This is a genomic window from Mycolicibacterium nivoides (assembly GCF_003855255.1).
GTDB classification, from domain to species: domain Bacteria; phylum Actinomycetota; class Actinomycetes; order Mycobacteriales; family Mycobacteriaceae; genus Mycobacterium; species Mycobacterium nivoides.
Genome location: NZ_CP034072.1, coordinates 2,093,300 through 2,119,163 on the forward strand (window position 1 = coordinate 2,093,300; position 25,864 = coordinate 2,119,163).

Annotated in this window: 19 protein-coding genes; 11 read left to right on the forward strand and 8 right to left on the reverse strand. The window is 67.8% G+C overall.

Going from position 1 to position 25,864, the window contains the following annotated elements; translation table 11 throughout:
* Positions 1-45: 45 nt before the first annotated feature.
* Positions 46-3,558 (reverse strand): non-ribosomal peptide synthetase, encoded by a 3,513-nt coding sequence (locus EH231_RS09965; RefSeq protein WP_124712340.1) that lies wholly within the window; start codon positions 3,556-3,558, stop codon positions 46-48.
* Positions 3,559-3,660: 102 nt separating this feature from the next.
* On the opposite strand from EH231_RS09965, the gene EH231_RS09970 reads away from it, so the two are divergent.
* Both EH231_RS09970 and EH231_RS09975 read left to right on the forward strand, forming a co-directional pair.
* Positions 3,661-5,310, forward strand: a complete 1,650-nt coding sequence (locus tag EH231_RS09970; RefSeq protein ID WP_124712341.1) for a (2,3-dihydroxybenzoyl)adenylate synthase — start codon at positions 3,661-3,663, stop codon at positions 5,308-5,310.
* A gap of 43 nt (positions 5,311-5,353) precedes the next feature.
* Positions 5,354-5,881, forward strand: a complete 528-nt coding sequence (locus EH231_RS09975) for a hypothetical protein (RefSeq protein WP_124712342.1) — start codon at positions 5,354-5,356, stop codon at positions 5,879-5,881.
* Here EH231_RS09975 and EH231_RS09980 read toward each other — a convergent pair.
* The 3 genes from EH231_RS09980 to hemW form a co-directional block, all read right to left on the reverse strand.
* On the reverse strand, positions 5,871-11,012 hold the full coding sequence (locus EH231_RS09980; protein ID WP_124712343.1) for a type I polyketide synthase: 5,142 nt from the start codon (positions 11,010-11,012) through the stop codon (positions 5,871-5,873). The genes EH231_RS09975 and EH231_RS09980 overlap by 11 nt on opposite strands.
* Before the next feature lie 228 nt (positions 11,013-11,240).
* Positions 11,241-12,632, reverse strand: a complete 1,392-nt coding sequence (locus EH231_RS09985) for a salicylate synthase (protein WP_124712344.1) — start codon at positions 12,630-12,632, stop codon at positions 11,241-11,243.
* A gap of 138 nt (positions 12,633-12,770) precedes the next feature.
* Positions 12,771-13,943 (reverse strand): radical SAM family heme chaperone HemW, encoded by a 1,173-nt coding sequence (gene hemW, locus EH231_RS09990; protein ID WP_124712345.1) that lies wholly within the window; start codon positions 13,941-13,943, stop codon positions 12,771-12,773.
* Between the two features lie 141 nt (positions 13,944-14,084).
* Between hemW and EH231_RS34765 the strand changes: the two genes are divergently transcribed.
* From EH231_RS34765 to EH231_RS10030, 9 genes are all read left to right on the forward strand, one after another.
* Positions 14,085-14,141 carry an Ms4527A family Cys-rich leader peptide gene (locus EH231_RS34765; protein WP_353612280.1) on the forward strand — a complete coding sequence of 19 codons (57 nt, stop codon included), beginning with the start codon at positions 14,085-14,087 and terminating at the stop codon, positions 14,139-14,141.
* Between the two features lie 124 nt (positions 14,142-14,265).
* Entirely contained in the window at positions 14,266-15,942 is a 1,677-nt protein-coding gene (locus EH231_RS09995; RefSeq protein WP_090431612.1) for a nitrite/sulfite reductase, read from the forward strand.
* A gap of 8 nt (positions 15,943-15,950) precedes the next feature.
* Positions 15,951-16,652 (forward strand): phosphoadenylyl-sulfate reductase, encoded by a 702-nt coding sequence (locus EH231_RS10000; protein WP_090431614.1) that lies wholly within the window; start codon positions 15,951-15,953, stop codon positions 16,650-16,652.
* A gap of 7 nt (positions 16,653-16,659) precedes the next feature.
* Entirely contained in the window at positions 16,660-17,373 is a 714-nt protein-coding gene (locus tag EH231_RS10005) for a sirohydrochlorin chelatase (RefSeq protein WP_090431617.1), read from the forward strand.
* 145 nt (positions 17,374-17,518) lie between these two features.
* Complete coding sequence (locus EH231_RS10010; protein WP_124712346.1) at positions 17,519-18,898, forward strand: MBL fold metallo-hydrolase; 1,380 nt, start codon at positions 17,519-17,521, stop codon at positions 18,896-18,898.
* 41 nt (positions 18,899-18,939) lie between these two features.
* Positions 18,940-20,151, forward strand: a complete 1,212-nt coding sequence (locus tag EH231_RS10015; protein WP_090431621.1) for an NAD(P)/FAD-dependent oxidoreductase — start codon at positions 18,940-18,942, stop codon at positions 20,149-20,151.
* Positions 20,151-20,747 carry a rhodanese-like domain-containing protein gene (locus EH231_RS10020; protein ID WP_124712347.1) on the forward strand — a complete coding sequence of 199 codons (597 nt, stop codon included), beginning with the start codon at positions 20,151-20,153 and terminating at the stop codon, positions 20,745-20,747. Before EH231_RS10015 ends, EH231_RS10020 begins: the two co-directional genes overlap by 1 nt.
* A complete protein-coding gene (locus EH231_RS10025; protein WP_090431625.1) occupies positions 20,744-21,604 on the forward strand; it encodes a sulfite exporter TauE/SafE family protein in 861 nt (286 codons plus the stop codon). The genes EH231_RS10020 and EH231_RS10025 overlap by 4 nt, the downstream gene beginning before the upstream one ends.
* Before the next feature lie 76 nt (positions 21,605-21,680).
* Complete coding sequence (locus EH231_RS10030; protein WP_090431627.1) at positions 21,681-21,941, forward strand: metal-sensitive transcriptional regulator; 261 nt, start codon at positions 21,681-21,683, stop codon at positions 21,939-21,941.
* Positions 21,942-21,958: 17 nt separating this feature from the next.
* On the opposite strand, the gene EH231_RS10035 is transcribed toward EH231_RS10030, so the two are convergent.
* From EH231_RS10035 to EH231_RS10050, 4 genes are read right to left on the reverse strand one after another with little or no spacing between them, the layout of a single operon-like run.
* Positions 21,959-23,044, reverse strand: coding sequence for a sulfate/molybdate ABC transporter ATP-binding protein (locus EH231_RS10035; RefSeq protein ID WP_241177920.1), 1,086 nt, complete (start codon positions 23,042-23,044; stop codon positions 21,959-21,961).
* A 22-nt stretch (positions 23,045-23,066) separates the two neighbouring features.
* Positions 23,067-23,888 carry a sulfate ABC transporter permease subunit CysW gene (gene cysW / locus EH231_RS10040; RefSeq protein WP_090431629.1) on the reverse strand — a complete coding sequence of 274 codons (822 nt, stop codon included), beginning with the start codon at positions 23,886-23,888 and terminating at the stop codon, positions 23,067-23,069.
* Positions 23,885-24,763, reverse strand: coding sequence for a sulfate ABC transporter permease subunit CysT (gene cysT, locus EH231_RS10045; RefSeq protein ID WP_090431631.1), 879 nt, complete (start codon positions 24,761-24,763; stop codon positions 23,885-23,887). The genes cysW and cysT overlap by 4 nt, the downstream gene beginning before the upstream one ends.
* Positions 24,760-25,803, reverse strand: coding sequence for a sulfate ABC transporter substrate-binding protein (locus EH231_RS10050; RefSeq protein ID WP_090431633.1), 1,044 nt, complete (start codon positions 25,801-25,803; stop codon positions 24,760-24,762). The genes cysT and EH231_RS10050 overlap by 4 nt, the downstream gene beginning before the upstream one ends.
* Between the last annotated feature and the right edge of the window lie 61 nt (positions 25,804-25,864).

The window sequence follows — 25,864 nt, forward strand, 5'->3', positions numbered from 1 at the left end:
TCCTGACGATAAGCAAAGCCTGCCCTAACTGAAGTAACTCTAACCTTAGTTGCCGAACGCGGGTTCTGGGGCCGTGCGTTCCAACTCGGACGCCACATCTGCGCTGTCCATGCCCGCGACCTCGAGATACAGCTCGGAAACCAGCTGCAGACGGTCCGAGCCCGCCTCCCGGCCGACCAACAGCGCAGCCATCTCGGCGACTGTCCGGGCCGCGAAGACGTCTGCGACCATGACGGTCGAGGTGTCCAGCCAGTCCCTGATCCGGGCCACCAGCTGTGTGCCCAGCACCGAGTCCCCGCCGAGGGCGAAGAAATCGTCGTCGACACCGACGCCGGACTGCCCGAGAACGTCGCCGACGATCGCACACAACGCCGTTTCCAGCGGGTCCGACGGCGCCCGGTAGCCCCTGGCCTCGGGGGCGCCCACCGCCGAGAGCATCCGGACTACCGCGGTGCGGTCGGTCTTGCCCCTGGCGTAGGGAATCTCGTCGGCGACCAGGAGCACCTGCGGAATCATGTGCGCGGGCACCAGCTCGGCCAGTGCGGTCGTCACCGCCTGAGGGTCGAGGCCGGCATCCTGACCGTCCTGATCCGCGCGGACCACCGCGCCGAGCAGATCGTGGCCGCCGTCGACGGGCACCAGCACCGCGACGGCCGCGTCCACGCCGGGAACCCGGCACAAGGCGCCCTCGACCTCACCCAGCTCGATACGGAAGCCACTCACCTTGATCCGGTGATCGGCCCGGCCCACGAATTCCAGCGTGCCGTCGGGCCAGGACCGCACCAGGTCCCCGGTGCGGTACCAGCGGCGCCCGTCGTGCTCGACGAACCGTTCGGCGGTCAGGTCGGGGCGGCCGCGGTACCCGCGGGCGATGCCGCGACCACCGACCCACAGCTCACCCGGAACCCAGTCGGGGCAGTCCTCTCCACGAGAGTCGACCACCCGGCAGCAGTTGTTGGTCAGCGGGACGCCGAACGGCACCGAGGTCCAGTGCGGCGGCAGCGCGTCGTCACCGGATCCGACTTCGAAGATGGTGTTGTGCGTCGCGGTCTCCGTGGCCCCGCCCAGCCCGGCGAACCGCACCCGGGGCGACGCGGCACGCAACGCGCGCACCATGTCCGGACGCACCCAGTCACCGCCGGTGGGCACCACCCGCAATGAAGACAACGATGCCCCGTCAGTCGCGGCCACCAGCATCTCCAGCCAGCCGGTCAGGAAGTGCAGGACGCTGACCTGGTGCTCGTCGATCAGCTTGACCCAGACGTCGGGATCGCGGCGGTTTTCCTCGTCGACGACCACCATCGAGCCGCCCGAACGCAATGTCCCGTAGACATCGATCACCGACAGGTCGCACTCCAGGTGCGACAGCGCCAGGCAACGATCCGCCGGACCGATCTCGAAATGGTCGTTGATGAATTCGATGGTGTTCATCGCCGCGTCGTGGGTGATCTCGACGCCCTTGGGCTCGCCGGTGGAGCCCGACGTGAACAACACATATGCCAGGTCCGAGAGAGCGACCTCGACCGGCTCGAAATCTTCTGGGTCACCGATGATCTCGGCGTCGGCAACGGTCAGGTGCGGCAGATCCGGATGCTCCGACCCCGAACCACACACCAGGGCGAAGTCCACCCCGCCGGTGTGCAGGATGCGCGCGGCCCGATCGGCGGGCTGATCCACCCCGACCGGCAGGTACGCGGCGCCGACCATCGAGATGGCCAGCAGCGCGATGACCTGCTCGACACTCTTCGGACCCAGTACCGCGACCAACTCGCCGTGGCACACCCCGCGAGACTGCAGTGCGGCCGCCACGGCCAGCACCTTCTCCCGCAGCTCGCCGTAGGTGAGATTCCCGGCGCTGCAGAACACCGCAGGCGCGTCCGGAGTGGCGGCCGCGTTCGCCAGGAAACCGGTGTGCAGCACGTCGCCGCTGGGCGTCGAGGCCGTCGCGTTCAGCTCGGCCCGCACCCGGCGCTGCTGCTCGGACGCCGCAGGCGGGTCCGGGGCATCCCAGGCGGAGTCGTCGGTGGCCAGGCGGCGCAGTTCGTCCAGGTGGTAGGCGAACATGGCCTCGGCCACACCCGGCCTGAACGCCTCGACCCGGACGTCCCAGTTGATCATCAGGCCCTCGGCGATCGGGGTCGCCTGGGCATCGATGAGCACCTGGGGTCCCTGCGAGATGGTCCACACCGGCGCTCCGAAGTGATCGGTGACGTCACCGGCGAACAGATCGCCCAGCCCGAGCGCGCTGGTGTAGACGATGGTGGCCAGTGTCTGGCTGCCGCGATGGCGGCTCATGTCGCGCAGCACATCGAGCCCGGACACCGACGAATGCGCGGCGGTGGCGTGCAGCGTCTCCTGCACGACCCGGGCCCGGGCCGCGGCGGTTTCGGCTCCGGTCAGGTCGATGTCGAGCAACAGCGAGGAGGTGAAGTCACCGACCAGCTTGTCCACATCGGGGTGATACAGCTCCCTGCCGAACATCGGCAGGTTGAGCAGGAACCGCGACTGCGTCGACCAGTGCGCGAGCGCATTGGCGTACGACGCCCCGACCGCCATGGCCGGGGTGATGCCGCGCCGGTGCGCCGCCGCGAACAACGCGTCGCGGGTCGCCACGTCAAGGGTTTCCCACAGCCGGATGCTGCGGTGTGGGTTGCGCTGATCGGACAGCGGAACCAGCGGCAGCGCAGGCGGATCCGGCAGATCCGGGACCCGTTCGGCCCACCATTGCAGGTCCTGCTCCGAGGGCGGCGGCACCGAAGCTGTCAGCTGCGCCCGGTACTCGCGGTAGGTGTAGCCGAGATCGGGCAGGTCGGCGCCGCCGTAGAACGCCGCCAGGTCGGCCATGAAGTTGCGGTAACTCACCGCATCGGCGCACTGCATGTCCATGTCGACGTGAAGACGCGTGCGGCCGTCTGGCAGCAGAGACAGGCTCAGCTGCAGCACCTCGTCGTGCAGCATCTGATGCGACTTGGATTCTCTGGTCAATTCCAACTGCGCTTGTGCCGCAGCCTCATCCAGGTCGCGGAGGTCGTAGACGGTGACCGGCAGCGACCGGTCACCGATCCGCTGTGTGCCGTCGGGCAGGATCTCCACCCGCAGCATCGGGTGGCGCGCGGCCAGTTTCGCCGCGGCCGCCTGCAGTCGCTGTGGATCGACACCGTCGCCGTCGAATTCGACGTACAGATGGGCGCCGACTCCGCCCAGTTGCTGATCCTGGTTGCGTCCAACCCAGAAGGCGTGCTGGATGGGCGCCAGCGGGAAGGGTTCGCCCGCATCATCGGCGACGTGACCCGCGGTTTCGGGGACGGAGTCTTGGACCGGGGCGTCGGGAGTGTGCTCAGCGACCAGGTCGATCCAGGCGGCGACGGTGGGATTGGCTGCCAGAGCGGCGAATCCGACATTGATGCCCTGCTTACGCCACCGCCCCGACAGCGACATCATCCGGATCGAGTCGAGACCGGATGCGATCAGGTCGGCGTTGGGATCGACGTCGTCTGCGCTGACCCCCAGGAGTTCGGCAACCTCGTCGCGGACCGTCCGGGAACTCGTCGCCACCACGCTTCATCCTCCAAACAATTAGTACAGGCTGCCCTAACTTAGTGGAGGTTACCCTATATTCGATCTGCTGACACACCCACCCGACGGGAGCCGAGACCACCGATGACCACCGGTTTTGACCGCGAACAGGACGTACTGGCAAACGGATTCACACCCTTCCCCGAGGACCGCGCCGAGGTATACCGCCAGGCCGGGTACTGGCAGGGCAAAGCGCTGGACAGCATCCTGCGCGAGGGAGCGCAGCGTTGGCCGGACAAGCCGGCCGTCGTCGACGCCACCGGCAGTCACACGTTCGCCGAACTGGACGCACTCGCCGACCGCATCGGCGCCGCTCTGGCCGCCCAGGGCATCGTCCCCGGCGACCGCATCCTGGTGCAGCTGCCGAACACCCGCGAGTTCGCGGTCGCCACCTTCGGTCTGCTTCGCGCCGGGGTGGTCCCGGTGTTGTGTCTACCCGGCCACCGGTCGGCCGAGCTGGGTCACTTCGCCCAGGTGAGCGGAGCCGTCGGCCTCATCATCGCCGACGTCATCGCCGGATTCGACTACCGCGACCTGGCGGAGCAACTCGTCGCCGAACATCCACGATTGCGTCACATCCTCGTCGACGGGGATGCGGGCGCCTTCCAATCCTGGTCGGCCCTCAAGGATTTCGAGGGCAGCCCGCTGAACATCACCGTCGACACCAGCGGCCCGGCCGTACTGCTGGTGTCCGGGGGGACGACGGGACTACCCAAACTCATCCCCCGCACCCACGACGACTACCTCTACAACGCCGCGGCCTGCGCCCAGGCCTGCGAGATGGTGCACGACGACGTGTATCTGGCAGTGCTGCCGGCCGGCCACAATTTCCCGTTCGCCTGCCCCGGCCTGCTCGGCTCGATGACGGTCGGCGCCACCACCGTCTACACCGACGACCCCAGCCCCGAATCGGCCTTCGCCCTGATCAACACCCACGGCGTCACGGTGACCGGACTCGTCAACGCCCTGGCCAAGCTATGGGCCCAGGCCTGCGACTGGGAACCGGTCCTGCCGACGTCGCTGCGGGTGGTCCAGGTGGGTGGATCGCGGATGTCCCCGGACGAGGCCCGGTTCGTGCATCAGGGCCTGAGCTCGGGGCTGCAGCAGATCTTCGGAATGGCCGAAGGGATGCTGAATTTCACCCGGCCGGGCGATCCGGTGGACGTGGTGGAGCACACCCAGGGCCGGCCCATGTCGCCCCACGACGAGATGCGGGTGGTCGACGAGGACGGTCACGAGGTCGCCCCCGGGCAGGAGGGTGAGCTCCTGGTGCGCGGGCCGTACACGCTCAACGGCTACTACCGCGCCGAGGAAGCCAATGCCCGGTCCTTCAGCCCCGACGGGTTCTTCCGCACCGGCGACCGGGTCCGGATCTTCACCGACGGACCCCGCGCCGGCTATGTCGAGGTGACCGGCCGGATCAAGGACGTCATCCACCGGGGCGGCGAGACGGTGTCGGCCACCGACCTCGAGGACCACCTGCTGGCCCACCCGGCTGTCTTCGCGGCCGCGGCAGTGGGGTTGCCCGACGATTACCTCGGCGAGAAGATCTGTGCCGCAGTGGTGTTCAAGGGAACACCGATCACCCTGGTCCAGCTCAACGAGTTCCTCGACGAACGTGGCGCATCGGCCCACGCCCGGCCCGACGTACTGGTACCGATGTCGACGCTGCCGGCCACCGCGGTCGGCAAGGTCGACAAGAAGAAGCTGGTGACGTCGCTGTCCCTCGGGTGAAAATGTCTCGACCTTCACGGCGCCATGGACGACACTGCCCGACATGACCAGCGAGGTGGTGTTCATCGGCGGGCGTTCGGGGACGGGCAAGACCAGCACCGGTTTCGAGATGCACGCCATGCTGAGCGTCGCCGGCGTCGCACACTGTCTGATCGACGGAGACTTCCTCGACATGGCATACCCCGCCCCGTCGGAACACCAGCTCGCCGAGCAGAACCTCGCAGCGATGTGGGCGAACTACCGCGCTGTGGGTCATCGCCGGTTGATCTACACCAACACCGCTTGCGTTCTACCCGACGTGGTGCACGACCTCACCACCGCGATGGGCGACAATCCCGAGGTTCGCACGGTCCTGCTCACGTGCACCGACGCCACGGCGCGAGCCCGGCTCGGCAGGCGCGAGATCGGCTCGACACTCGACCAACACATCGCGTCCAGTGCCCGGATGGACACCCGCCTGCGAACCGGCGTCGCGCCAGGCACACACCGAATCCCGACCGACAACCGCACCGTCTCCGATATCGCCGAGGAGATCATCGGTCTGACCGGATGGAGCGCGGCTACGCCTTGATCTCACACTCCACGGGAGGCGCCAGCAGCTCGATGATCCTGGCTGTCACGGCCGCGGCGGTGGGGTGCTCCCACAGCAGTGTCGGCGGCAGTGACAGCCCGGTCTGCTTCTCCAGCTGCCGGCGCAGCCGGACCGTCATGATCGAGTCGACGCCCAGTTCGACCAGCGGAAGGTCGACGTTCACTTCGGACTCCGCGAGCCCCAATTGGCTTGCCACCGCCGTCAATACGTGAGACGCGAGTTGTTCGGGGTCGAACTCCCCCGCGACCGGCTCCGCGGCGTCATCGGGCTCTTCCTCGGGCGCCACCTCCGCCAGGATGGGCACGGCCGCAGCCGCGGGCAACACCGGCAGCACCACGACGTTGGCCGCGTCCTCACGCATCGCCAGGTCCAGTGCGCGTATCGCGTCGTCCGCGCCGACCGTGCCCATGCCGAGCGCATCGAGTTGTGCGGCCACGAACTCCGACGCCGACCCCATCCCCAACCCACGCCACGCCGTCCACGCGATGGCCGTGGTGCGGTCGCCGAGACCGCGCCGGCGCCGGGCCATTCCGTCCAGGAACGCGTTGGCGCAGCCGTAGGCGCCCTGTCCCGGGAAGCCGGCGAGGTAGCCGCAGGAGGAGAACAGCACCATCCAGTCGAGCCGCTCGGGCGGGAACACCTCGTGCAGCACAAGGGTCCCCCGCACCTTCGGATGCATGGCGGCGGCGAACTCGTCGGAGGTCGTATTCATCAGCAGCGCACCGGCTTCCACGCCGGCTGCGTGGATGACGCCACGCACCGGCGGGAGCGGGCGCAGCACGTCCCGCAGGGCGTCGGCCGATCCCGGTGCTCCGACGTCCACTGCGGCGACAGTGACCGACACCCCACGCTCCTCAAGCGCGGTCACCGCACGGACTGCCGCCGACTGCTCGCCGCCCGTCCAGGCCGAACGGTCGCCCAGGCCCGAGCGGGACAGCAGCACGAGACGGCGCGCACCCAGATCGGCCAGGTGCTGAGCCATCCGCAGACCGAGCACGCCGGTACCGCCGGTGATCAGATAGGTGCCGCCCGGCTCACACCGCATCGGGGTCGCCTGCGCCGCACCGGCCGATGCCGAGAGGCGGGCGGCCAGGGCAACGCCGTCGCGGACCACGAGCACACCGTGCCCGGGCAGCGACCCCAGGACGTCCAGCGGGATGCGCCCGTCGGCCACGTCCACGACACCGCCCCACAGCTGCGGATGCTCGGCGGCCGCGACCCGGCCCAGTCCCCACAGCGGCGCGTGGGTCACGTTGGCTCCCTCGTGGACGCCGACGGTGAGCGCCCACAGCCGCGCCGACAGTCCCAGGCGGTGTTGCAACGCCAGCGTCCGCGTCACGAGGTCGACGGCCACCTCGGGTGCGTCATCGTCGCGCGGCAGCACAAGCACGACCGGATGGTCGCCGAGTTCGATTGGCAGCGAGCCGAAGTCGACGATCGATTCCAGTTCGGCCGGATCTTCCACTGCCACGTACGGCACCGCCGCCGTCGTCAGGTCGTCAACCGCGGCTTCCAGCCGATCGACATCCCCGCCGACCAGAACCACACCGCTGGGGCGCCGCTCGCCGCGAGCCGACACCGGATGCCACGACACCTGATGCACGATCCTGCGGACGTCGGTCCCCGATGACTCCCGCCCGGAATTCTCTAGTTCCTCGAAGGCCATGCCGCCGATCGACACCAGCACCGATCCGGACTCGTCGGTGATCGCCACATCGGTGGTAGTGGTGCCGGGCCTGCGCCGCACAGACAGCATCGCGACTGCCGGCGGCGCGCCATGGACGTCAACCCGTTCGATCCGCGCAGGCATCCGCAGCCGGGGCGAACCGTCGAAACTCGTCGAGGCGGCCGAGGTGGCCGCGTCCACCAGCGAGGCCCAGGTGCTCGGCTGCGCGCCGTCGGGTTCAGAACTCACCGTGGCTAGCAGTTCACCTTCACCGCGGCGCAGATCCGTGATGTCCCAACCGAATCCCATGGCAGCGACCCCGAGTTCGGCCAGGGTGTCGATCACGTGGCGCGGCGGCAGCTGCTCGGGGCAACGCGACCGCGCGGCATCGAGATCGACATCGGCAACCTCGGCGGGAGCCGGATCCACCACCGCACTGCTGTGCGTCAGCCATCCGCCGTCCTGGTCCTCGGCGTCGGCCAGCCGTGAGGCCAGCGTCAGTTCCCGGTCGGCCAGCACCACCTGAAGATCCCGGGCGCGCGCGGGGGCCACGGGCGTGCGCAACCTGATGTCGGTCAGCCCGGCGCCGTTTCCGGCCGCCGTCAGGAACGTGTTCAACAGCACTGCGGCCGGCACGATCTCGGTGCCCTGGACCGGATGGTCGCCGGGATACGGCCGGGTGTCGAAGTCCAGCCGCGTCTGCCAGATCCGGGTGGCGACGGTTCCGGCCACGTCTGTGCGTCCACCCAGCAGGGTATGGCTGGTGGTGTCGTGTACCGCGCGCCCACCGGGCGCGGCAGAGGGCACCCGCCAGAAGTGCCGGTGCTGCCATTGGGTGACCGGGAGGTCGGCGGCCCACGGATCGGTCTCGGCGAAACCGTGTTCGATGTCGGCGCCGTAGCAGTACAGCGAGGCGACCGCGGTCATGACGGCCGGCGACTCGGGCGTATCGCGACGCAGCAGCGGGACGACGGCGTGGTCCTCGATACCCAGGTGCAGCAGGGTCTCGACGATCGAGTGCGACACCACCGGATGCGCGGATACCTCCAGGAACAGCCGGTGCCCGTCCTCGGCGGCGGCCGTGACGGCCTCGGCGAACCGGACCTGCCCGCGCAGGTTGTGCACCCAGTAGTCGGCGTTCCGCGACGCGGCGGAGCGGGGATCAGGCAAAGCTGTGGTGTAGAGCGGGATCACCGCACCCCGGGCCGGGTCCAGCCCGGCGACGTTCTCGGCGAGAGCGCCGGTGAGGTCGTCCATCGCGGGGCTGTGGAATGCCACGTCGGTGTTGACCCGGCGCACCACGACGCCCTGCTCGCCCCAGGACCGGCAGATCTCCTCCACCGCGTCGGTGATCCCCGAGATGACACATGATTCGGCAGACGCGCTGATGGCCGCCACCACATCGGTGCGGCCGGTCAGCCGCTGTTCGGCCTCGGCGAACGGCAGTCTCACCAAAGCCATGGCACCGCATCCCATTACGGAGCGGAACCCGCGGGCCCGATAGCACGCCACGGCCGCGCCCTGGCGCAACTCGAACACCCCGGATACCACGCACGCCGCGACCTCACCCACCGAGTGCCCGATCACCGCGGCAGGCCGCACCCCCCGCTCGCGCAGGACCGCGGCCAGCCCGACCTGCATCGCGAAGGTCAGCGCCTGGATGCCGTCGGTGCCGCCGAGTTCGCCGGTGCTCAGCGCCTCGCGGGCGGAGAATCCGAGCTCGCGCCCGAAGACCTCGTCGATCTCGTCGATGATACGGGCGAAAGCCGGTTCCGCCGTGAGCAGTTCGCGTCCCATACCGGACCAGTGCGACCCGTGTCCGGAGAACACCCACACCGCGTCCCGGGCCTGGCCGCCCGGAACCTCCCCGGTGACCAGCCCGGCGCCGGATTCCCCTCGCGCGAGTGCGTCGAGGCCGGCGATCAGTTCATGGCGATGCTCGGCGACGACCGCGGCCCGGACCGGCTCGTGCCCGCGCCGTGCCCACAGCGTGGCGGCCACCGGCGCCATCTCCTGGTGCCCGGCCCGGAGGTGATCGCCGAGCGCTTCGGCCTGACGGGCCAGGCGCTGTCCGGACCGTGCGGACAGCGGGACGATCAGCGGACCGGGCACATCGTGCGACGTCGTGTCCTGTTGTGCCGGAGCCTCTTCGAGCAGGATATGCGCGATCGTGCCGCCGTAGCCGTAGCTGCACACCGCGGCCTGACGGGGCGTATCGGCGCGGGCCCACGGTTCTACCTCGGTGGGCACCCGGAGTCCGCTGTTTGCCCAGTCCACCGCACCGGTGAGCTCCCGCAGGCCGGCGGTGGGCGGGATCGCCTCATGGTGCAGGGCCAGGACCGTCTTGATCAGGCCCATCACCCCGGCGCCACCCTCCAGGTGGCCGATGTTGGGCTTGACCGAGCCGATCCGGCAGCGGTCCCCGCCGGCCCGCCCGGCGCCGTACACCTCGGCCAGCGCCCCGACCTCGGTGGGATCGCCTGTGGGAGTGCCCGTTCCGTGCGCCTCGACATAGCCGACGCCGGCCGGGTCGACACCCGACATCCGGCACGCGAGCCGGAACATGTCCGCCTGGGCGGCGCCGTTCGGCGACATGATGCCGACGGTGCGCCCGTCCTGGGCCGTGGCACCACCGCGCACCACGGCCAGGATGCGGTCACCGTCGCGTTCGGCGTCGGCGAGTCGCTTGAGCACCACGACGCCGGCGCCCTCGCCGCGCCCGTAGCCGTCCGCGGCGGCGTCGAAGGTCTTGCAGCGGCCGTCGGGGGCGGTTGCCCCGGCCTCGTCGAGCACCCGGGTCAGGCCCGGGCCGATCAGTGCGCTGACCCCACCGGCCAGCGCCAGCGATGTCTCGCCGGCCCGCAGCATCTGGCACGCCTGGTGCACCGCGACGAGCGAGGCCGCACACGCGGCGTCCAGCGCCACACTCGGGCCCCGGAGGTCCAGCAGATGCGAGACCCGGTTGGCGATTCCACACAGCGAGGTCCCGATTCCGGTCCACGCGTCGATGCCGGTCAGGTCTTCCATGATCAATTTGCCGTAGTCGTCGGAGTTGACACCCATCAGCACCGCGGTGTCGCTGCCGGCCAGCGCCTTCGGCGAGACGCCGGCATGTTCGAGCGCCTCCCAGCTGACCTCGAGGGCCAAGCGCTGCTGAGGGTCCATCACCTCGGCCTCGCGCGGTGACACACCGAAGAACTCGGCGTCGAATCCGGCCAGGTCGTCGAGGAAGGTGCCCAGCCGGGTCACTTCACGCAGCACTGCGGCATTGCGCGGATCGCGCCGCAGGTAGGGCTCCCAGCGTTGCTCGGGCACCTCGGTGACGTGGCTATGGCCCTCCACCAGGAAATTCCAGAAGTCCGCAGGAGTGGCGACGCTGCCGGCCACCCGGCAACCCAGTCCGATGACGGCGATGGGCTCCGGGGTCGAAGTCTCGGATGCCATGTCAGCAGGACCTCGACGGAAGGAAAGTCTGGATAGGCTTGCCTAAATACGCTGCCGACATGCGGACCATAGTGGCACACGATCCGAGAGAGCAGGAGTTCTACATCAGAACCAGCTGTGAATCTCCTGGGAGGCCCTCAGGTGGCGATGACGTGCAGGTTTGCCGGTCGAGTCGGCGGTTTTGACCACCCGTTCGCCCTCGCGGGCGACCGCCGTCGGCGTGTTAGCTCACTCACATGTCGGCTCGGCTCCCTCGATGAGGTACGGCGACAAGGTGCTCAGCTTCTCGCAGGTCTCCTCGAACTCGCGGTCGGGCGTGGACTCGGCGATGATGCCGGCGCCGGCCCGCAGCCAGGTGTGTCCGTCCGCTTCATACGCCGCCCGTAGCGCGAGCGCTGCGTCCAGGGAACCGTCGGCCGAGAACATCGCCACCGCCCCCGAATACAGCCCACGGGGCAGTTCGTCGTGGCGCAGGATCGCGTCGACGCCCTCGGCCTTGGGAATTCCCGATGCCGTCACCGCCGGGAACAGCGCTTCCAGCGCGTCCATGCGATCCATCGACGGGTCGAGGCGAGCACCCACCGTGGACCCCAGGTGCTGCACGCTTCCTCGCTCACGAATGGTCATGAAGTCGGTGACCGTCGCCGTGCCGGGTTCGGCGACCTCGGCAATCTCCTTGAGCGAACTGCGCACGGATATCGCATGTTCGACGATTTCCTTGGAGTTGGACTCAAGATCGTCGCGGGCTGCCTGATCGTTGGCTGCGCCGCGACCGAGCGCCCGGGTTCCGGCCAGTGGTTCGGTCACCACGAGCCCGTCCTGGTGCACAGCTGCGACGAGTTCGGGGCTGTATCCGAGCGCACGAAGTGAGCCGAGCCGCAACAGGAATGACCGTGCCGGGTTGTTGTGCCGGCGCCCCAGCCGGTAGGTCGACGGGAAGTCGAGCCGGAACGGCACGTCGAAGCGCCGCGACAGAATGACCTTCTGATACTGCCCCCGGCCGATCTCGTCGATCGCCGATGCCACCCGGTCACGGTAGCCACTACCGTCCTGCCGGATGTCGACGCCGCGAGGGTCGGCCGTGGGCGGGAGGCCCTCGGTGATCAGTCGCCGCACGACATCGTGGTCGCTCTCGCGGCCACCGAGCACGGTGACCCGTTCCGCGGTGACCTCGATCTGGGTCAGCGGACTGAAGACCCGCGCCAGTGGCGTCTTCGGCGGCAATCGGTCTTCGAGACCGAACTTGAACGCGCCGAATTCGAATGCGACCCAACCGAATGCGGTGTCAGCGTGGGTTTCGGAGTCCGCGAGCATCAAATCCACCGCTTCGCCGAGCACGGCGCCCGGCCTACCGGTCCATGGCCGACGGGCAGCTACGGCTCCATCCCGGGTGAGCCGCAGTTCATCGCTGTCCAACTCGACACCGCATTGCGCTCCGGAAGCCAGAATCCACCGGTTTCCCCGCTCGTACACCACGTAATCACTGCCGTCGCCGGACAGCGCGCGAGCGATCTCGGCGACCAGGTCGGCCGGGCCGGTCGAGTTGTCACCCGCAGGCAGCTCGAACGAGGCGAGCGCGGCCGAAGCATTGCAGTCAGCTTGGTCGTTCCTTGTGAGCATTCGGCAAAGGTTAGCCCGATGGTTTCCATTGCACAGACCTACGTATTTACTACGGATTCAACATCATCCGCATAGACGACACACATACGAACACAGCCGACTCACAGACACTCCACAGGAGCGCGGCGGTGTTCGCCGCTACCCGAGTAAGTCCCGGACGACCCCGTCCGCGAGCAGGCGGCCCCGGTCGGTCAGCACCAGGACTTCTCGCTGCCGGAGGAGAAGTCCTTCACCACAGAGAGTTTCGGCGCGAACCTGTTCGTCGGCATCGAGCAGTGTCACCGGGAGACCGTCACGAAGCCTGACCCGCAGCATCACTTCCTCCACATGCCGGTCGCGAGCATCGAGCTTCTCGAAATCGGCGATGGGCAACCGGTCTTCAGCCAAAGTCTGCGCATAAGCATTGGGGTGCTTGACATTCCACCACCGGGTGTCCCCGAGGAAGCCGTGCGCTCCGGGGCCGGCGCCCCACCACTCGCCACCACCCCAGTAGCCGAGGTTGTGCCGGCATTCCCCGCCTTGGGCGCTCCAGTTCGACACCTCGTACCAGTGCAGGCCCGCCGCCGAGAGCCGGCTGTCGAGCAGTTCGTAGCGCTGCGCGAGCACGTCGTCGTCGGGCCGGGCGATCTCGCCACGGCGCACGCGGCGGGCCAGGGCGGTGCCGTCCTCGACGATCAGCGAATACGCGGACACGTGGTCGACACCGGCACCCACCGCGACGTCGATCGAGCGCCGCAGATCGTCGTCGGTCTCCCCCGGCGTGCCGTAGATGAGATCGATGTTGACGTGTTCGAACCCCGCGTCCCTGGCCTCCACTGCCGCCGCCGGCGCGCGCCCCGGGGAGTGCGTGCGGTCCAGCACCGCCAGCACCTGCGGCGCCGCCGACTGCATGCCAAGGGACACCCGGGTGTAACCGGCCTCGCGCAACGTCGCGAACATCTCCGGCGAGGTGGACTCCGGGTTGGCTTCGGTGGTCACCTCGGCGCCGACCGCCAGGTCGAAGTTGTCGCGGACGGCTCCGAGCACCGCGGCCAGGCCGGTACCGCCGAGCAGCGAGGGCGTGCCGCCGCCGACGAACACCGTCTGCACGGGCACGGAACCGACCCTTTGGGCCGCCAGCCGCAGTTCGACGCGCAACGCGGCCAGCCAGCCGTCGGGGTTCGCACCACCCAGTTCGGCGGGTGTGTAGGTGTTGAAGTCGCAGTATCCGCACCGCGTCGCGCAGAACGGAACGTGGATGTAGATGCCGAACGCGCGACCTGGCAGGTGGGCCAACTCGGGTTGGCCGACAGGCGCGGTACGGGTGTTCATGGTTTTGATTTTCCCAGACTGTCCAGCGCGGACTTTTGCTCACCGTGAGCGCAAATATGGCCCGGTTAGGGCAGGTGGCGACAATCGTGGCACAATGGCGTCGTGACTGCCGCCCACAACAGCACCACCCGCATTCAGCTGGTGGCCCGTCGGCATGTCGATTTCAAGCGCGTCTGTAGCTGTTGCTGTCTGCCTTAATCGTGCGTTGATTTCGGAACCCGCCCGCCCAATACATTCAGCTGGCCGCCGGATCTGCGCCGCCGGACAGCCCCACCGGCGATAAGCGCATTCCAGCGGTCGGTTCCATAAGAGGAGCCAAGCAATGACCGAGGTTCAAGCCCAGCCGCGACCCGCGAAGACTCGCGACGAGGGTCAGTGGGCGCTGGGTAGCCGCGATCCCCTGAACCCCAACGAGGTGTTCAAACAGGAGGATGACGCCCTCAACGTCCGGGCCCGCATCCTCGACGTCTACTCCAAGCAGGGCTTCGACAGCATCGACAAGACCGACCTGCGCGGCCGGATGCGCTGGATGGGCCTGTACACCCAGCGTGAGCAGGGCTATGACGGCACCTTCACCGGTGACGACAACGCCGAACTGTTGGAGGCCCCGTTCTTCATGATGCGGGTGCGCTCCGACGGCGGCGCGCTGACCGCCAAGTCGCTGCGCACGCTCGGCGAGATTTCGACCGAATTTGCCAGGGACACCGCTGACATCACCGACCGGGAGAACATCCAGTACCACTGGATCCGCATCGAGGACGTACCGGAGATCTGGCGCCGGCTCGAAGAGGTCGGTCTGCAGACCACCGAGGCCTGCGGCGACTGCCCCCGCGTCGTCCTGGGTTCGCCGCTGGCCGGTGAATCCCTCGACGAGGTACTCGATCCGACGCCCGCGCTGGAAGAGATCGTCCGCCGCTACATCGGCAACCCGCTGCTGTCGAACCTGCCGCGCAAGTTCAAGACCGCGATCTCGGGCCTGCAAGACGTGGCGCACGAGATCAACGACGTGGCGTTCATCGGGGTCAATCACCCCGAGCACGGCCCCGGCCTCGACGTGTGGGTCGGAGGTGGCCTGTCCACCAACCCGATGCTGGCCCAGCGCCTGGGCGTCTGGGTGCCGCTGGACGAGGTGCCCGACGTCTGGGAGGGCGTCACCTCGATCTTCCGCGACTACGGCTACCGCCGCCTGCGCAACAAGGCCCGGCTGAAGTTCCTGGTCAAGGACTGGGGCCCGCAGAAGTTCCGCGAGGTGCTGGAGACCGAGTACCTCAAGCGCAAGCTGATCGACGGTCCTGCGCCCGAGCAGGTGCCCCACAACATCGACCATGTCGGCGTACAGAAGCTCAAGAACGGTCTGAACGCCGTCGGCGTCGCACCGATCGCCGGTCGGGTGTCCGGCACCATCCTGACCAAGGTCGCCGATCTGGCCGAGGCCGCCGGGTCCGATCGGATCCGGTTGACCCCGTACCAGAAGCTGATCGTGCTCGACGTGCCCGATGACAAGCTCGCCGAACTGCGCGCCGGTCTCGATGCGCTGGGACTGTCCTCGACCCCGTCGCGCTGGCGGCAGAACGTGATGGCCTGCACCGGCATCGAGTACTGCAAGCTGTCCTTCGCCGAGACCCGGGTGCGGGCACAGAGCCTGGTACCCGATCTGGAGGAGCGCCTCGCCGACCTGAACTCGACGCTGGACGTGCCGGTGACGGTCAACCTCAACGGCTGCCCGAACTCGTGCGCCCGCATCCAGATCGCCGATATCGGCTTCAAGGGGCAGATGATCGACGACGGCGACGGGCCCGAGGAGGGCTTCCAGGTGCATCTGGGCGGCAGCCTCGGCCTGGACAGCGGATTCGGCCGCAAGTTGCGCCAGCACAAGGTGTTGTCCACCGAACTCGGTGACTACGTCGAGCGGGTCGTCCGCAACTTCGTGAAACAACGCGAGGACGGCGAGCGTTTCGCCCAGTGGGCCGTTCGGGCCGACGAGGCGGACTTGAGGTAGATCGCGAGATGAGCGCATTGACTGAAGCGGAATTGATCGAGCTGGCCGAGCGCGGTGCGGCCGAGCTGGCCGACGCCGGCGCCGAGGAACTCCTGCGCTGGACCGACAAGCACTTCGGCGGCAACTACGTCGTAGCGTCCAACATGCAGGATGCCGTGCTCGTCGAGATGGCGGCCAAGGTGCGCCCGGGCGTGGACGTGCTGTTCCTTGACACCGGCTACCACTTCGCCGAGACCATCGGTACCCGCGACGCCGTGGAACAGGTGTACGGCGTGAACGTGGTAAACGTGCATCCCGAGAACACCGTCGCCCAGCAGGACGCGCTGCACGGTAAGGACCTGTTCGCCCGCGATGCCGCCGCCTGCTGCCGGATGCGCAAGGTCGAACCGCTGGGCAAGGCCCTGGCGGGCTACAGCGCGTGGGTCACCGGTATCCGCCGGGTGGAGGCGCCGACGCGCGCCAACGCCCCGCTGATCAGCTGGGATGCCGCCTTCGGCCTGGTGAAGATCAACCCGATCGCGGCCTGGTCCGACGACGAGATGCAGGCCTACATCGAGGCCAACGACATCCTGGTCAATCCCCTTGTGTACGACGGCTATCCGTCCATTGGGTGCGCCCCGTGCACGACCAAGCCGGCCGAAGGCGCCGATCCGCGCAGCGGCCGGTGGGCCGGCCAGGCCAAGACGGAGTGCGGGCTGCACGCCTCGTGAGGTTTCGGTGACGCTCGTTCTCACAGCACACGGCAGCGCGGACCCGCGTTCGGCGGCGAATGCGCATGCCATCGGCGGGCATCTGCGTCGCCTGCTGTCCGACACCGAGGTACGGGTCGCGTTCTGTGAACAGAACGCACCCAACCTCACCGAGGTGCTGCCCGGCGTGGAGCCCGGCGCCGTTGTGGTGCCGTTGCTGCTGGGCAGCGCCTATCACGCCCGGATCGACATTCCTGGGCTGATCGCCGACTCGGGTGCCGAGGTGACCCAGGCCGATGTGCTCGGCGATGATCCCCGTCTGTTGCAGGTGGTGCGGGAGCGGCTGACCGCGGTGGGCGTGTCCCGGTTCGACGCGGACCTCGGCGTGATCCTCGCCGGGGTCGGCTCGTCACATCCGGCCGCCAATGCGCGCACCGCCGCACTTACCGCAGCGCTGGCAGAGGGCACCCGCTGGGTTGGCACCCACGTGGCGTTCGCCACAGGGCAGACCCCGTCCCTGCCGGAGGCCGTCGAGCGTTTGCGGCAACGCGGCGCGCGCCGCCTGGTGATCGCCCCCTGGTTCCTGGCACACGGCCGGATCACCGACCGGGTTGCCGAATTCGCCTGTACCGCAGGCATTCCGATGGCTGAACCGCTTGGCGCGCATCGCCTGGTGGCGGCCACGGTGCTCGATCGCTACGAAGAGGCGCTCGCCGCACGCAGCGCCGGCTTCGCCGCCTGACCCCCGCACCATTCAGAGCAATCGCGCCCCTGGGTACCGCCCGGGGGCGCCTTCATTGGCTTGACTCCTATACCCCAAGGGGTATATTCGACGGTATTGGTATACCCCCCTAGGTATACAGATCCACCCGTCAAGGAGTCGAACAATGAAGTTCATCCAGTACTACCTGGACTGTCTGTCGCACGCGTCGTACCTGATCGGCGATGAGTCGTCCGGGCGCGCCGTCGTCGTCGACCCGCAGCGCGACGTCGCCGAGTACGTCGCCGACGCCGAGAAGCTCGGCATGCAGATCACCCACGTGATCGAAACCCACTTCCACGCCGACTTCCTGTCCGGCCACCTCGAGCTGGCCGAGGCCACCGGCGCCGCGATCGTGTACTCGTCGGTCGCCCAGCCGGAGTTCGACCACATGGGAGTCGAAGACGGCCAACGCATTTCATTCGGCGAGGTGGTGCTGGAATTCCGGCACACCCCCGGTCACACCCCCGAATCGATGAGCATCGTGGTCTACGAGCACGCCGGCGACGACGTGCCCTACGGCGTCCTGACCGGTGACACCCTGTTCATCGGCGACGTCGGTCGGCCCGACCTGCTGGCCTCGATCGGCTTCACCCGCGACGAGCTGGCCGACAAGCTCTACCACTCGCTGCACGAGAAGCTGCTGCCGCTGCCCGATGCCACGCGGGTCTTCCCGGCCCACGGCGCGGGTTCGGCCTGCGGCAAGAACCTGTCCACCGAGCTGTCGTCCACCATGGGTGAGCAGAAACAGACCAACTACGCGCTGCGCGCACCGGACAAGCAGTCCTTCATCGAGCTGGTCACCGCCGGACAACCGCCCGCCCCGGGCTACTTCGTCTACGACGCGATCCTCAACCGCAAGGACCGCGCACTGCTCGACGAGGAGGCGATGCCGAAAGCGCTGGACTACGGTCAGGCCACGGACGCCGTCGCGAACGGGGCCATGCTGATCGACGGCCGCAGCCCCGAGGATTTCGCGCTGGGTCATTTGCGCAACGCAGTCAACATCGGGCTGGCCGGGCGCTACGCCGAATTCGCCGGATCGGTGGTCAAACCCGACGCCGACATCGTGCTGGTCACCGACCCGGGCGAGGAGCGCGAGGGCAAGAATCGCCTGGCGCGCATCGGGTTCGACAGGGTGCTGGGTTACCTCGACAATCCGGAGCGGACGATGTTCGAGAACCGCGACGATGTGACGGTCGCCTCACGGTTGACCGCCAGCGCCTTCGACGAGCGGGCGGCCGCAGTCGCAGACCTGCAGATCGTCGACGTGCGCAATCCTGGTGAGACCGAGGCGGGCATGATCCCGGGCGCGGTCAACATCCCGGTGGGTCAGCTGGCGGATCGGACCGACGAATTGGATCGCACCCGCCCGACCGTGGTCTACTGCGCCGGCGGCTACCGCTCTTCTGTGGCGGCCAGCCTGCTGCGTCAGCGCGGCTTCACCGATGTCAGCGACATCCTGGGCGGCTACGGCGCCTGGGCTGACAGCACCCACGCCGCCTGAAACCGCGCACACCCTCTGAGAGACAGGAAAACACAACAAGCATGTCGACCCCAGTCAAGCACGAGGTCCTGATCATCGGCGGCGGCACGGCCGGGATCACCGTGGCGGCCCGATTGCTGCGCAAGCACTACCGCGACGTGGCGATCATCGAGCCGTCCGACAAGCACTACTACCAGCCGCTGTGGACGCTGGTGGGCGGCGGCCAGGCTACGGCCGCCGAAACCGAGCGCGCCGAAGGCTCGGTCGTGCCACGCGGCGCCACCTGGATCAAGAGTGCGGTCACGGCCGTCGACCCGGATGCCAACACGGTCACGTGTGCCGACGGAGCCACCTACGGCTATGACGTACTGGTGGTGGCGCCGGGCATCCAGCTGGACTGGGAACGCACCGAGGGTCTGTCCGACACCCTTGGCAAGGACGGCGTCTCGTCGAACTATCTGTTCGACCTGGCGCCGCGCACTTGGGAGTTCATTCGCAACACCCGGTCCGGGACGGCCGTGTTCACCATGCCGTCGGGACCGATCAAGTGCGCGGGTGCACCGCAGAAGATTGCCTACCTGGCCTGCGACCACTGGCGGCGCCAGGGTGTGCTCGACAAGATCGACGTGCACCTGGTGGTCCCGACCCCGCGGATCTTCGGTATCCCCGCGATCGCCGACAACCTGGACAAGGTCATCGCCGACTACGGCATCACGTTGCACACCGGAAGTGAAGTGCGGTCCATTGATTCGGCGGCGCGCAAGGTCACGATGACCAACATTGCGGAGGGAATCGAGACCACGCTCCCCTACGACGTACTCCACGCGGTCCCGCACCAGTCGGCGCCGGACTGGATCAAGACCAGCCCGCTGTCCACGAGCCATGTCGGTGGGGACGCCAACGGGTATGTCGACATCGACAAGCACACGATGCAGCACGTGCGCTACCCGAATGTATTCGCACTCGGCGATGCGGGATCGTCCCCGAACTCGAAAACCGGTGCGGCCATTCGCAAGCAGGCACCCGCCGTGGTCGAGAACATCGGTGCGGTCCTGAGCGGACGCCCGCTGTCGGGATCCTACGACGGCTATGCGTCCTGCCCCATCGTGACGTCCTCACACGACATGTTGCTGGCCGAGTTCGACTACGACTTCGCCCTCAAACCCTCCTTCCCCCTGCTCGATCCGGTGAAACCACACCGGCCGTACTGGTACCTGAAGAAGTACGGACTACCCGCCATGTACTGGAACCTGATGTTGAAAGGTCTTGCCTGATGTCCACCTCGTCGATCATCGACGCCGCCGAACTGAACGAACTCAAGCAGACCGGTAACGGCCCGCGGCTCATCGATGTCCGCACGCCCGGCGAGTTTGAAACCGCCCACATCCCAGGCTCTTACAACGTGCCACTGGATCTGCTGCAGGAACATCGGGACGAGATCGCCCAGCACCTCGACGAGAACGTCGTGCTGATCTGCCGCTCCGGGCAGCGGGCGAGCACCGCCGGCCAGACCCTGCGCGACGCCGGTCTGCCGAACGTCTCGATCCTCGAGGGCGGCATGACCGCCTGGCACGACAAGGGATTCGGGGTGCGCCGTGGCGCGCAGCGCTGGGACCTGGAACGCCAGGTCCGCCTGGTTGCCGGGTCGATCGTGCTGAGCAGTGTCCTGGGCAGCATCGCCTCCCCGAAGCTGAAGTGGGTCGCCGCGGCGATCGGAGCCGGGTTGACCACCGCCGCGCTGACGAACACTTGCGCCATGGGCATGATGCTGGCCAAGCTGCCGTACAACCGCGGTGCGTCCTGTGATGCCCAGAGCGTCGTCGAGCAGCTGATCGGTTCCACGCAAACACCTTCCGGCGCGTTGGCATGATCGCCGTCGCTGTCGCGCTGGCCGTCCTGGTCGGGGTGTCCCTCGGACTCCTCGGCGGGGGCGGCTCGATCCTGACCGTTCCGCTGCTGGCATATGTGGCCGGCATGGAGGCCAAGCAGGCGATCGCCACGTCGCTGCTGGTCGTCGGGGTGACCAGCGCGGTCAGCACCTTGTCGCATGCGCGCGCCGGCCGGGTGCAATGGCGCAGTGGCCTGATGTTCGGGGCGGCCGGCATGGTCGGCGCGTACCTGGGCGGACTGCTGAGTTATGTCGTGCCCGGATCGGTACTGCTGACCGCCTTCACGGTCGTGATGATCGCCACGGGTATCGCAATGATCAAGGGACGCAAGGCGTGCGATCAGACGACTCGGACGATGCCCGTGGTCAAGGTCCTGCTGATGGGGCTGGGGGTCGGCGTGGTGACCGGAGCCGTCGGAGCCGGCGGTGGGTTCCTGGTGGTGCCCGCCCTGGCGCTGCTGGGTGGTCTGCCCATGCCCGTCGCGGTGGGAACCTCTCTGCTGGTGATCACGATGAACTCGGCCGCAGGTCTGGCCGGACATCTCAGCACCGTGCCGATCGACTGGACGATCGCCGGCGCAGTCACCGCCGCGGCGGTGCTGGGCAGCCTGCTGGGCACCCGCCTGACCGCGCGCGTCGACCCCGACGCGGTGCGCCGGGCCTTCGGCTGGTTCGTGTTACTCATGGCGTCGCTGATCCTCGGCCAGGAAGTCCACCCCGCCATCGGGCTCACCGCCGCCGGACTGACTGTGCTGGCCGGCCTCGGCAACCTGAGCTGTGCCCGGCTCGGATGGTGTCCGCTGCGGTGGATTTTCGGTCCACCTGCTACGACAACATGACGCCAGAAACATACCCCCACGGGTATGATGAGAATCAGAGGACCCAACCGCGAAACCGCTCTTTAAGGGGGACAACATGATCTGCGACGAGGAATCGATCGCCGCCATCCTGAACCGGCTCAAGCGCGCGCAAGGACAGCTCTCAGGCGTCATCTCCATGATCGAGCAGGGCCGCGACTGCAAGGATGTCGTCACCCAGCTCGCCGCGGTGTCCCGCGCGCTGGACCGCGCCGGATTCAAGATCGTCGCAACCAGCCTGCGCGAATGCATCAACGGCAACAGTGACGAAACCATGGATGTCGCCGAGCTGGAACGGCTGTTCCTGACCCTGGCCTGACCGGGTGGGCCTGACCGTCAGCTGACGGTCAGCGCCTCATCCTCGTCGTTGGTCTTCTCAGAATCCTTCGATGGTTCGTCGCCACGCGCCGGAATCTGCACGCCCCCGGCGATCTGAGGAACGCGCGTCGCCCGCACATAGACCGTGTCACCCTCACGCAGCCCCAGCGCCTCGGCGTCACCGCGGGTGATCTGTGCGGTGAACGGGACATGCGTTGCGGCACCGGTCAATTCGACCCGCACCTCGAAGCCGAGCATCACGATCCGATCGATGGTGGCCCGCAGTACCCCGGTGGCCTCGGCGGTGCCGTCCCCGGCGGCAACGGCCAGCTCCGGATTGCGCCCGACCCGAATATCGTGCGGGCGCACCAAGATCCCGTTCAGCTCCGAGACCGCACCCAGGAACGACATCACGAACGCGTTCGCCGGCTCGTCGTACACCACGGTCGGTGAGCCGACCTGCTCGATGCGCCCCTTGTTGAGCACCGCGATCCGGTCCGCCACGTCGAGCGCCTCGGCCTGGTCGTGGGTCACCAGCACTGTGGTGACGTGCACCTCGTCGTGCAGGCGACGCAGCCAGGTGCGCAGGTCGTCACGCACCTTGGCATCCAGCGCCCCGAACGGCTCGTCGAGCAGAAGCACCTGCGGATCCACCGCCAAGGCCCGCGCCAATGCCATGCGCTGACGCTGACCACCGGACAGCTGGTTGGGGTAACGGGTCTGAAAACCGGCCAGCCCCACCACTTCCAGCAGGTTGTCGACCTTCTCCTTGACCTCGGCCTTGGGACGCTTACGGATCTTGAGGCCGAACGCCACGTTGTCGCGGACGGTCAGGTGCTTGAACGCCGCGTAGTGCTGGAACACGAACCCGATACCGCGGCGCTGCGGCGGCACCCCGGTGACGTCGCGCCCGTTGATGGTGATGGTCCCGGTGTCGGGCTGGTCCAGGCCCGCGATGGCGCGCAGCAGGGTGGACTTGCCCGACCCACTGGGGCCAAGCAGTGCGGTCAACGAACCTGACGGCACCTCGAAGTCGATGTTGTCGAGTGCCGCAAAATCGCCGTAATGCTTGTTGGCGCCCCGAACCACGATCGCGTCGGTCATAGCTCTTGTCTCCTTCTCGGGCCTACTGCGCGGCCTTGGTTCGGCGTCGGTCGAGGATCACCTGGACGACCAGGACGATCACGGCGACAGCCATGAGCAATGTCGAGATGGCGTACGCCCCGTACACCGATTCGGCGGTACCGCGGTTGTAGCGGTCGGCCACCAGCAGCGTCAGCGTCTGGGAGGTGCCCGGCAGGTTCGAGGACACCATGATCACCGCACCGAACTCCCCCAGCGTGCGGGCGATGGTCAGCACGATGCCGTACGTCAGTCCCCACCGGATCGACGGCAGCGTGATCCGCCAGAACGTCTGCCACCAGGTCGAACCCAGCGTCGCGGCGGCTTCCTCCTGATCGGTGCCGATCTCGTGCAACACCGGCTCGACCTCACGGATCACGAACGGGACCGTGACGAAGATGCTGGCCAGCACGATGCCGGGGAACCCGAAGATGATCTTGAAGCCGAGGTTGTTCTCGACGAACCCGAGCAGCCCCGCCGAACCCCACAGCAGGATCAGCGCGACACCCACGACCACCGGCGACACCGCGAACGGAAGGTCGATGATCGCCTGCAGCGCACTCTTGCCGCGGAAGCGGTTGCGCGCCAGCACCAGGGCCGTGGGAACACCGAACAACACGTTCAGCGGCACCACGATCGCCACCACAAGAAGCGACAGCTGCAGCGCGGAGACCGCGGCGGGCGTGCCCACCGATGCGAAGAACGCTCCGACACCAGGGCTGAAGGTCCGCCACAGGATCAGGCCGACCGGCACCACCACCAGCACCGCCACATAGGCAAGCGCCAGAAAGCGCAGCAGGTAACGCACCGACGGTGAGAGCGTCATGCCGAAAGCTCCTCACGTTTGGCCGCACGCGAACCCACCGCCCGCAGCACGAACAGCACCACGAACGAGATCACCAGCAGCACAATGGAGATCGCCGCGGCACCGGTCCGGTCGTCGTTCTCGATCAGGGTCCGGATCCACTGCGAGGACACCTCGGTCTCGCCGGGAACCGCGCCACCGATCAGCACCACCGAGCCGAACTCGCCGATGGCACGAGAAAACGCCAGCCCGGCACCGGACAGCAATGAGGGCAGCAACGCGGGCAGGATGATCTTGGTCAGGATGGTGAAGGTGTTGGCGCCGAGCGATGCCGCGGCCTCCTCCACATCACGGTCCAGTTCCAACAGCACCGGCTGCACCGAGCGCACCACGAACGGCAACGTGACGAACAGCAACGCGACACCGACACCCCATTTGGTGTGCTGCAGGTGCAGGCCGACCGGGCTGGCCGGGCCGTACAGCGCCAGCATCACCAGGCTCGCCACGATGGTCGGCAGGGCGAACGGCAGGTCGATCACGGAGTCGACCAGCCGCTTGCCGGGGAAGTCGTCACGGGTCAGCACCCAGGCCACGATCAGCCCGAAGAACAGGTTCACCACAGTCACACCGGCCGAGATGGTCAGGGTGACCCGGAACGACTCCAGCGCCGCGTTGGAGGTGACGGCCAGCCAAAAGGCGTTCCACCCGCCGCCGGCCGCCTGCCACAGGATCGCCGCCAACGGCAGCAGCACGATGACGCTCAACCAGATCGACGCCGCCCCGACGCGCAGCGAGGTGCTGCCGTAGCGGCCGGGCCGCGCGCCGGGGGTGGGATCCCCCGGCGCGGGCGCAGCCGAATCAGGCTCGGCTGCATCGGTCTGCGTTACTGAAGTCATCCAGTCGCCTGCTTGTAGATCTTGGTGATCGAGCCGTTTTCCTTGTCGAACAACGCCGGGTCGGTCTCTTTCCATCCGCCGAGATCAGCGATCGTCCACAGCTTCTCCGGCGTCGGGAAATCCTTGGCGAAGTCCGCCGCCACCGCCGGGTCGACCGGACGGAAGCCGGCTTCGGCCCACAGCTTCTGGCCTTCGGCGGTGAACAGGAAGTTCTCCAGGGCCTTGGCCTTGTCGGCGTGGGCACTGGTCTTGACGACGGCCACCGGGTTCTCGATCTTGAAGGTCTGCGGCGGGTTGATGTGCTCGACGGGCTTGCCCTGCCGCTCGACGTTGATCGCCTCGTTCTCGTAGCTGATCAACACGTCGCCGGTGCCCTGCAGGAACACATCGGTGGCCTCACGGCCCGAACCTGGGCGGGTCTTGACGTGCTCGGTCACCAACTTGTTGATGAAGTCGAGACCGGCCGCGGAATCCTTGCCGCCGTTGCTCTTTGCCGCATACGGGGCCAGCAGGTTCCACTTGGCCGAACCCGAACTCAGCGGGCTCGGGGTGACTACCTCGAGCCCGGGCTGCAGCAGGTCATCCCAGTCTTTGATGCCCTTGGGGTTACCCTTGCGCACCACCAATGACACCACAGAACCGAACGGGACGCCCTTCGTATTGCCCGCACTCCAGTCGTCGGCCACCTTGTCGGCCTTCACCAGCCGGGTGACGTCGGGTTCCACCGAGAAGTTCACGATGTCGGCCGGCTTGCCGTCGGCGACGGCGCGGGACTGATCTCCCGACGCGCCGTACGACGTGGTGACCGCAACGCCCTTGCCCTCTTCCGTGGCGGCGAATGCCGGGATGATCTTGCTCCAGCCCGGCTCGGGCACCGCGTAGGCGACGAGTGTCAGCGTGGTGTCGGCGCCCGCGGCACCGTGGTCACCGCCGGCGACGTCGCTGGCGCCCCCACCGCAACCGACGGCGAGCACGCCGGTGGCAGCCAGGACGGTGGCAGTTCGCCAGAACTTGTTGACGTTGGACTTGTAAATGGGCACTGATGACCTTTCTTACGGACAGCGGACAAAACGAGGTCCGTCATGCGGAAAGGCTAGGGAG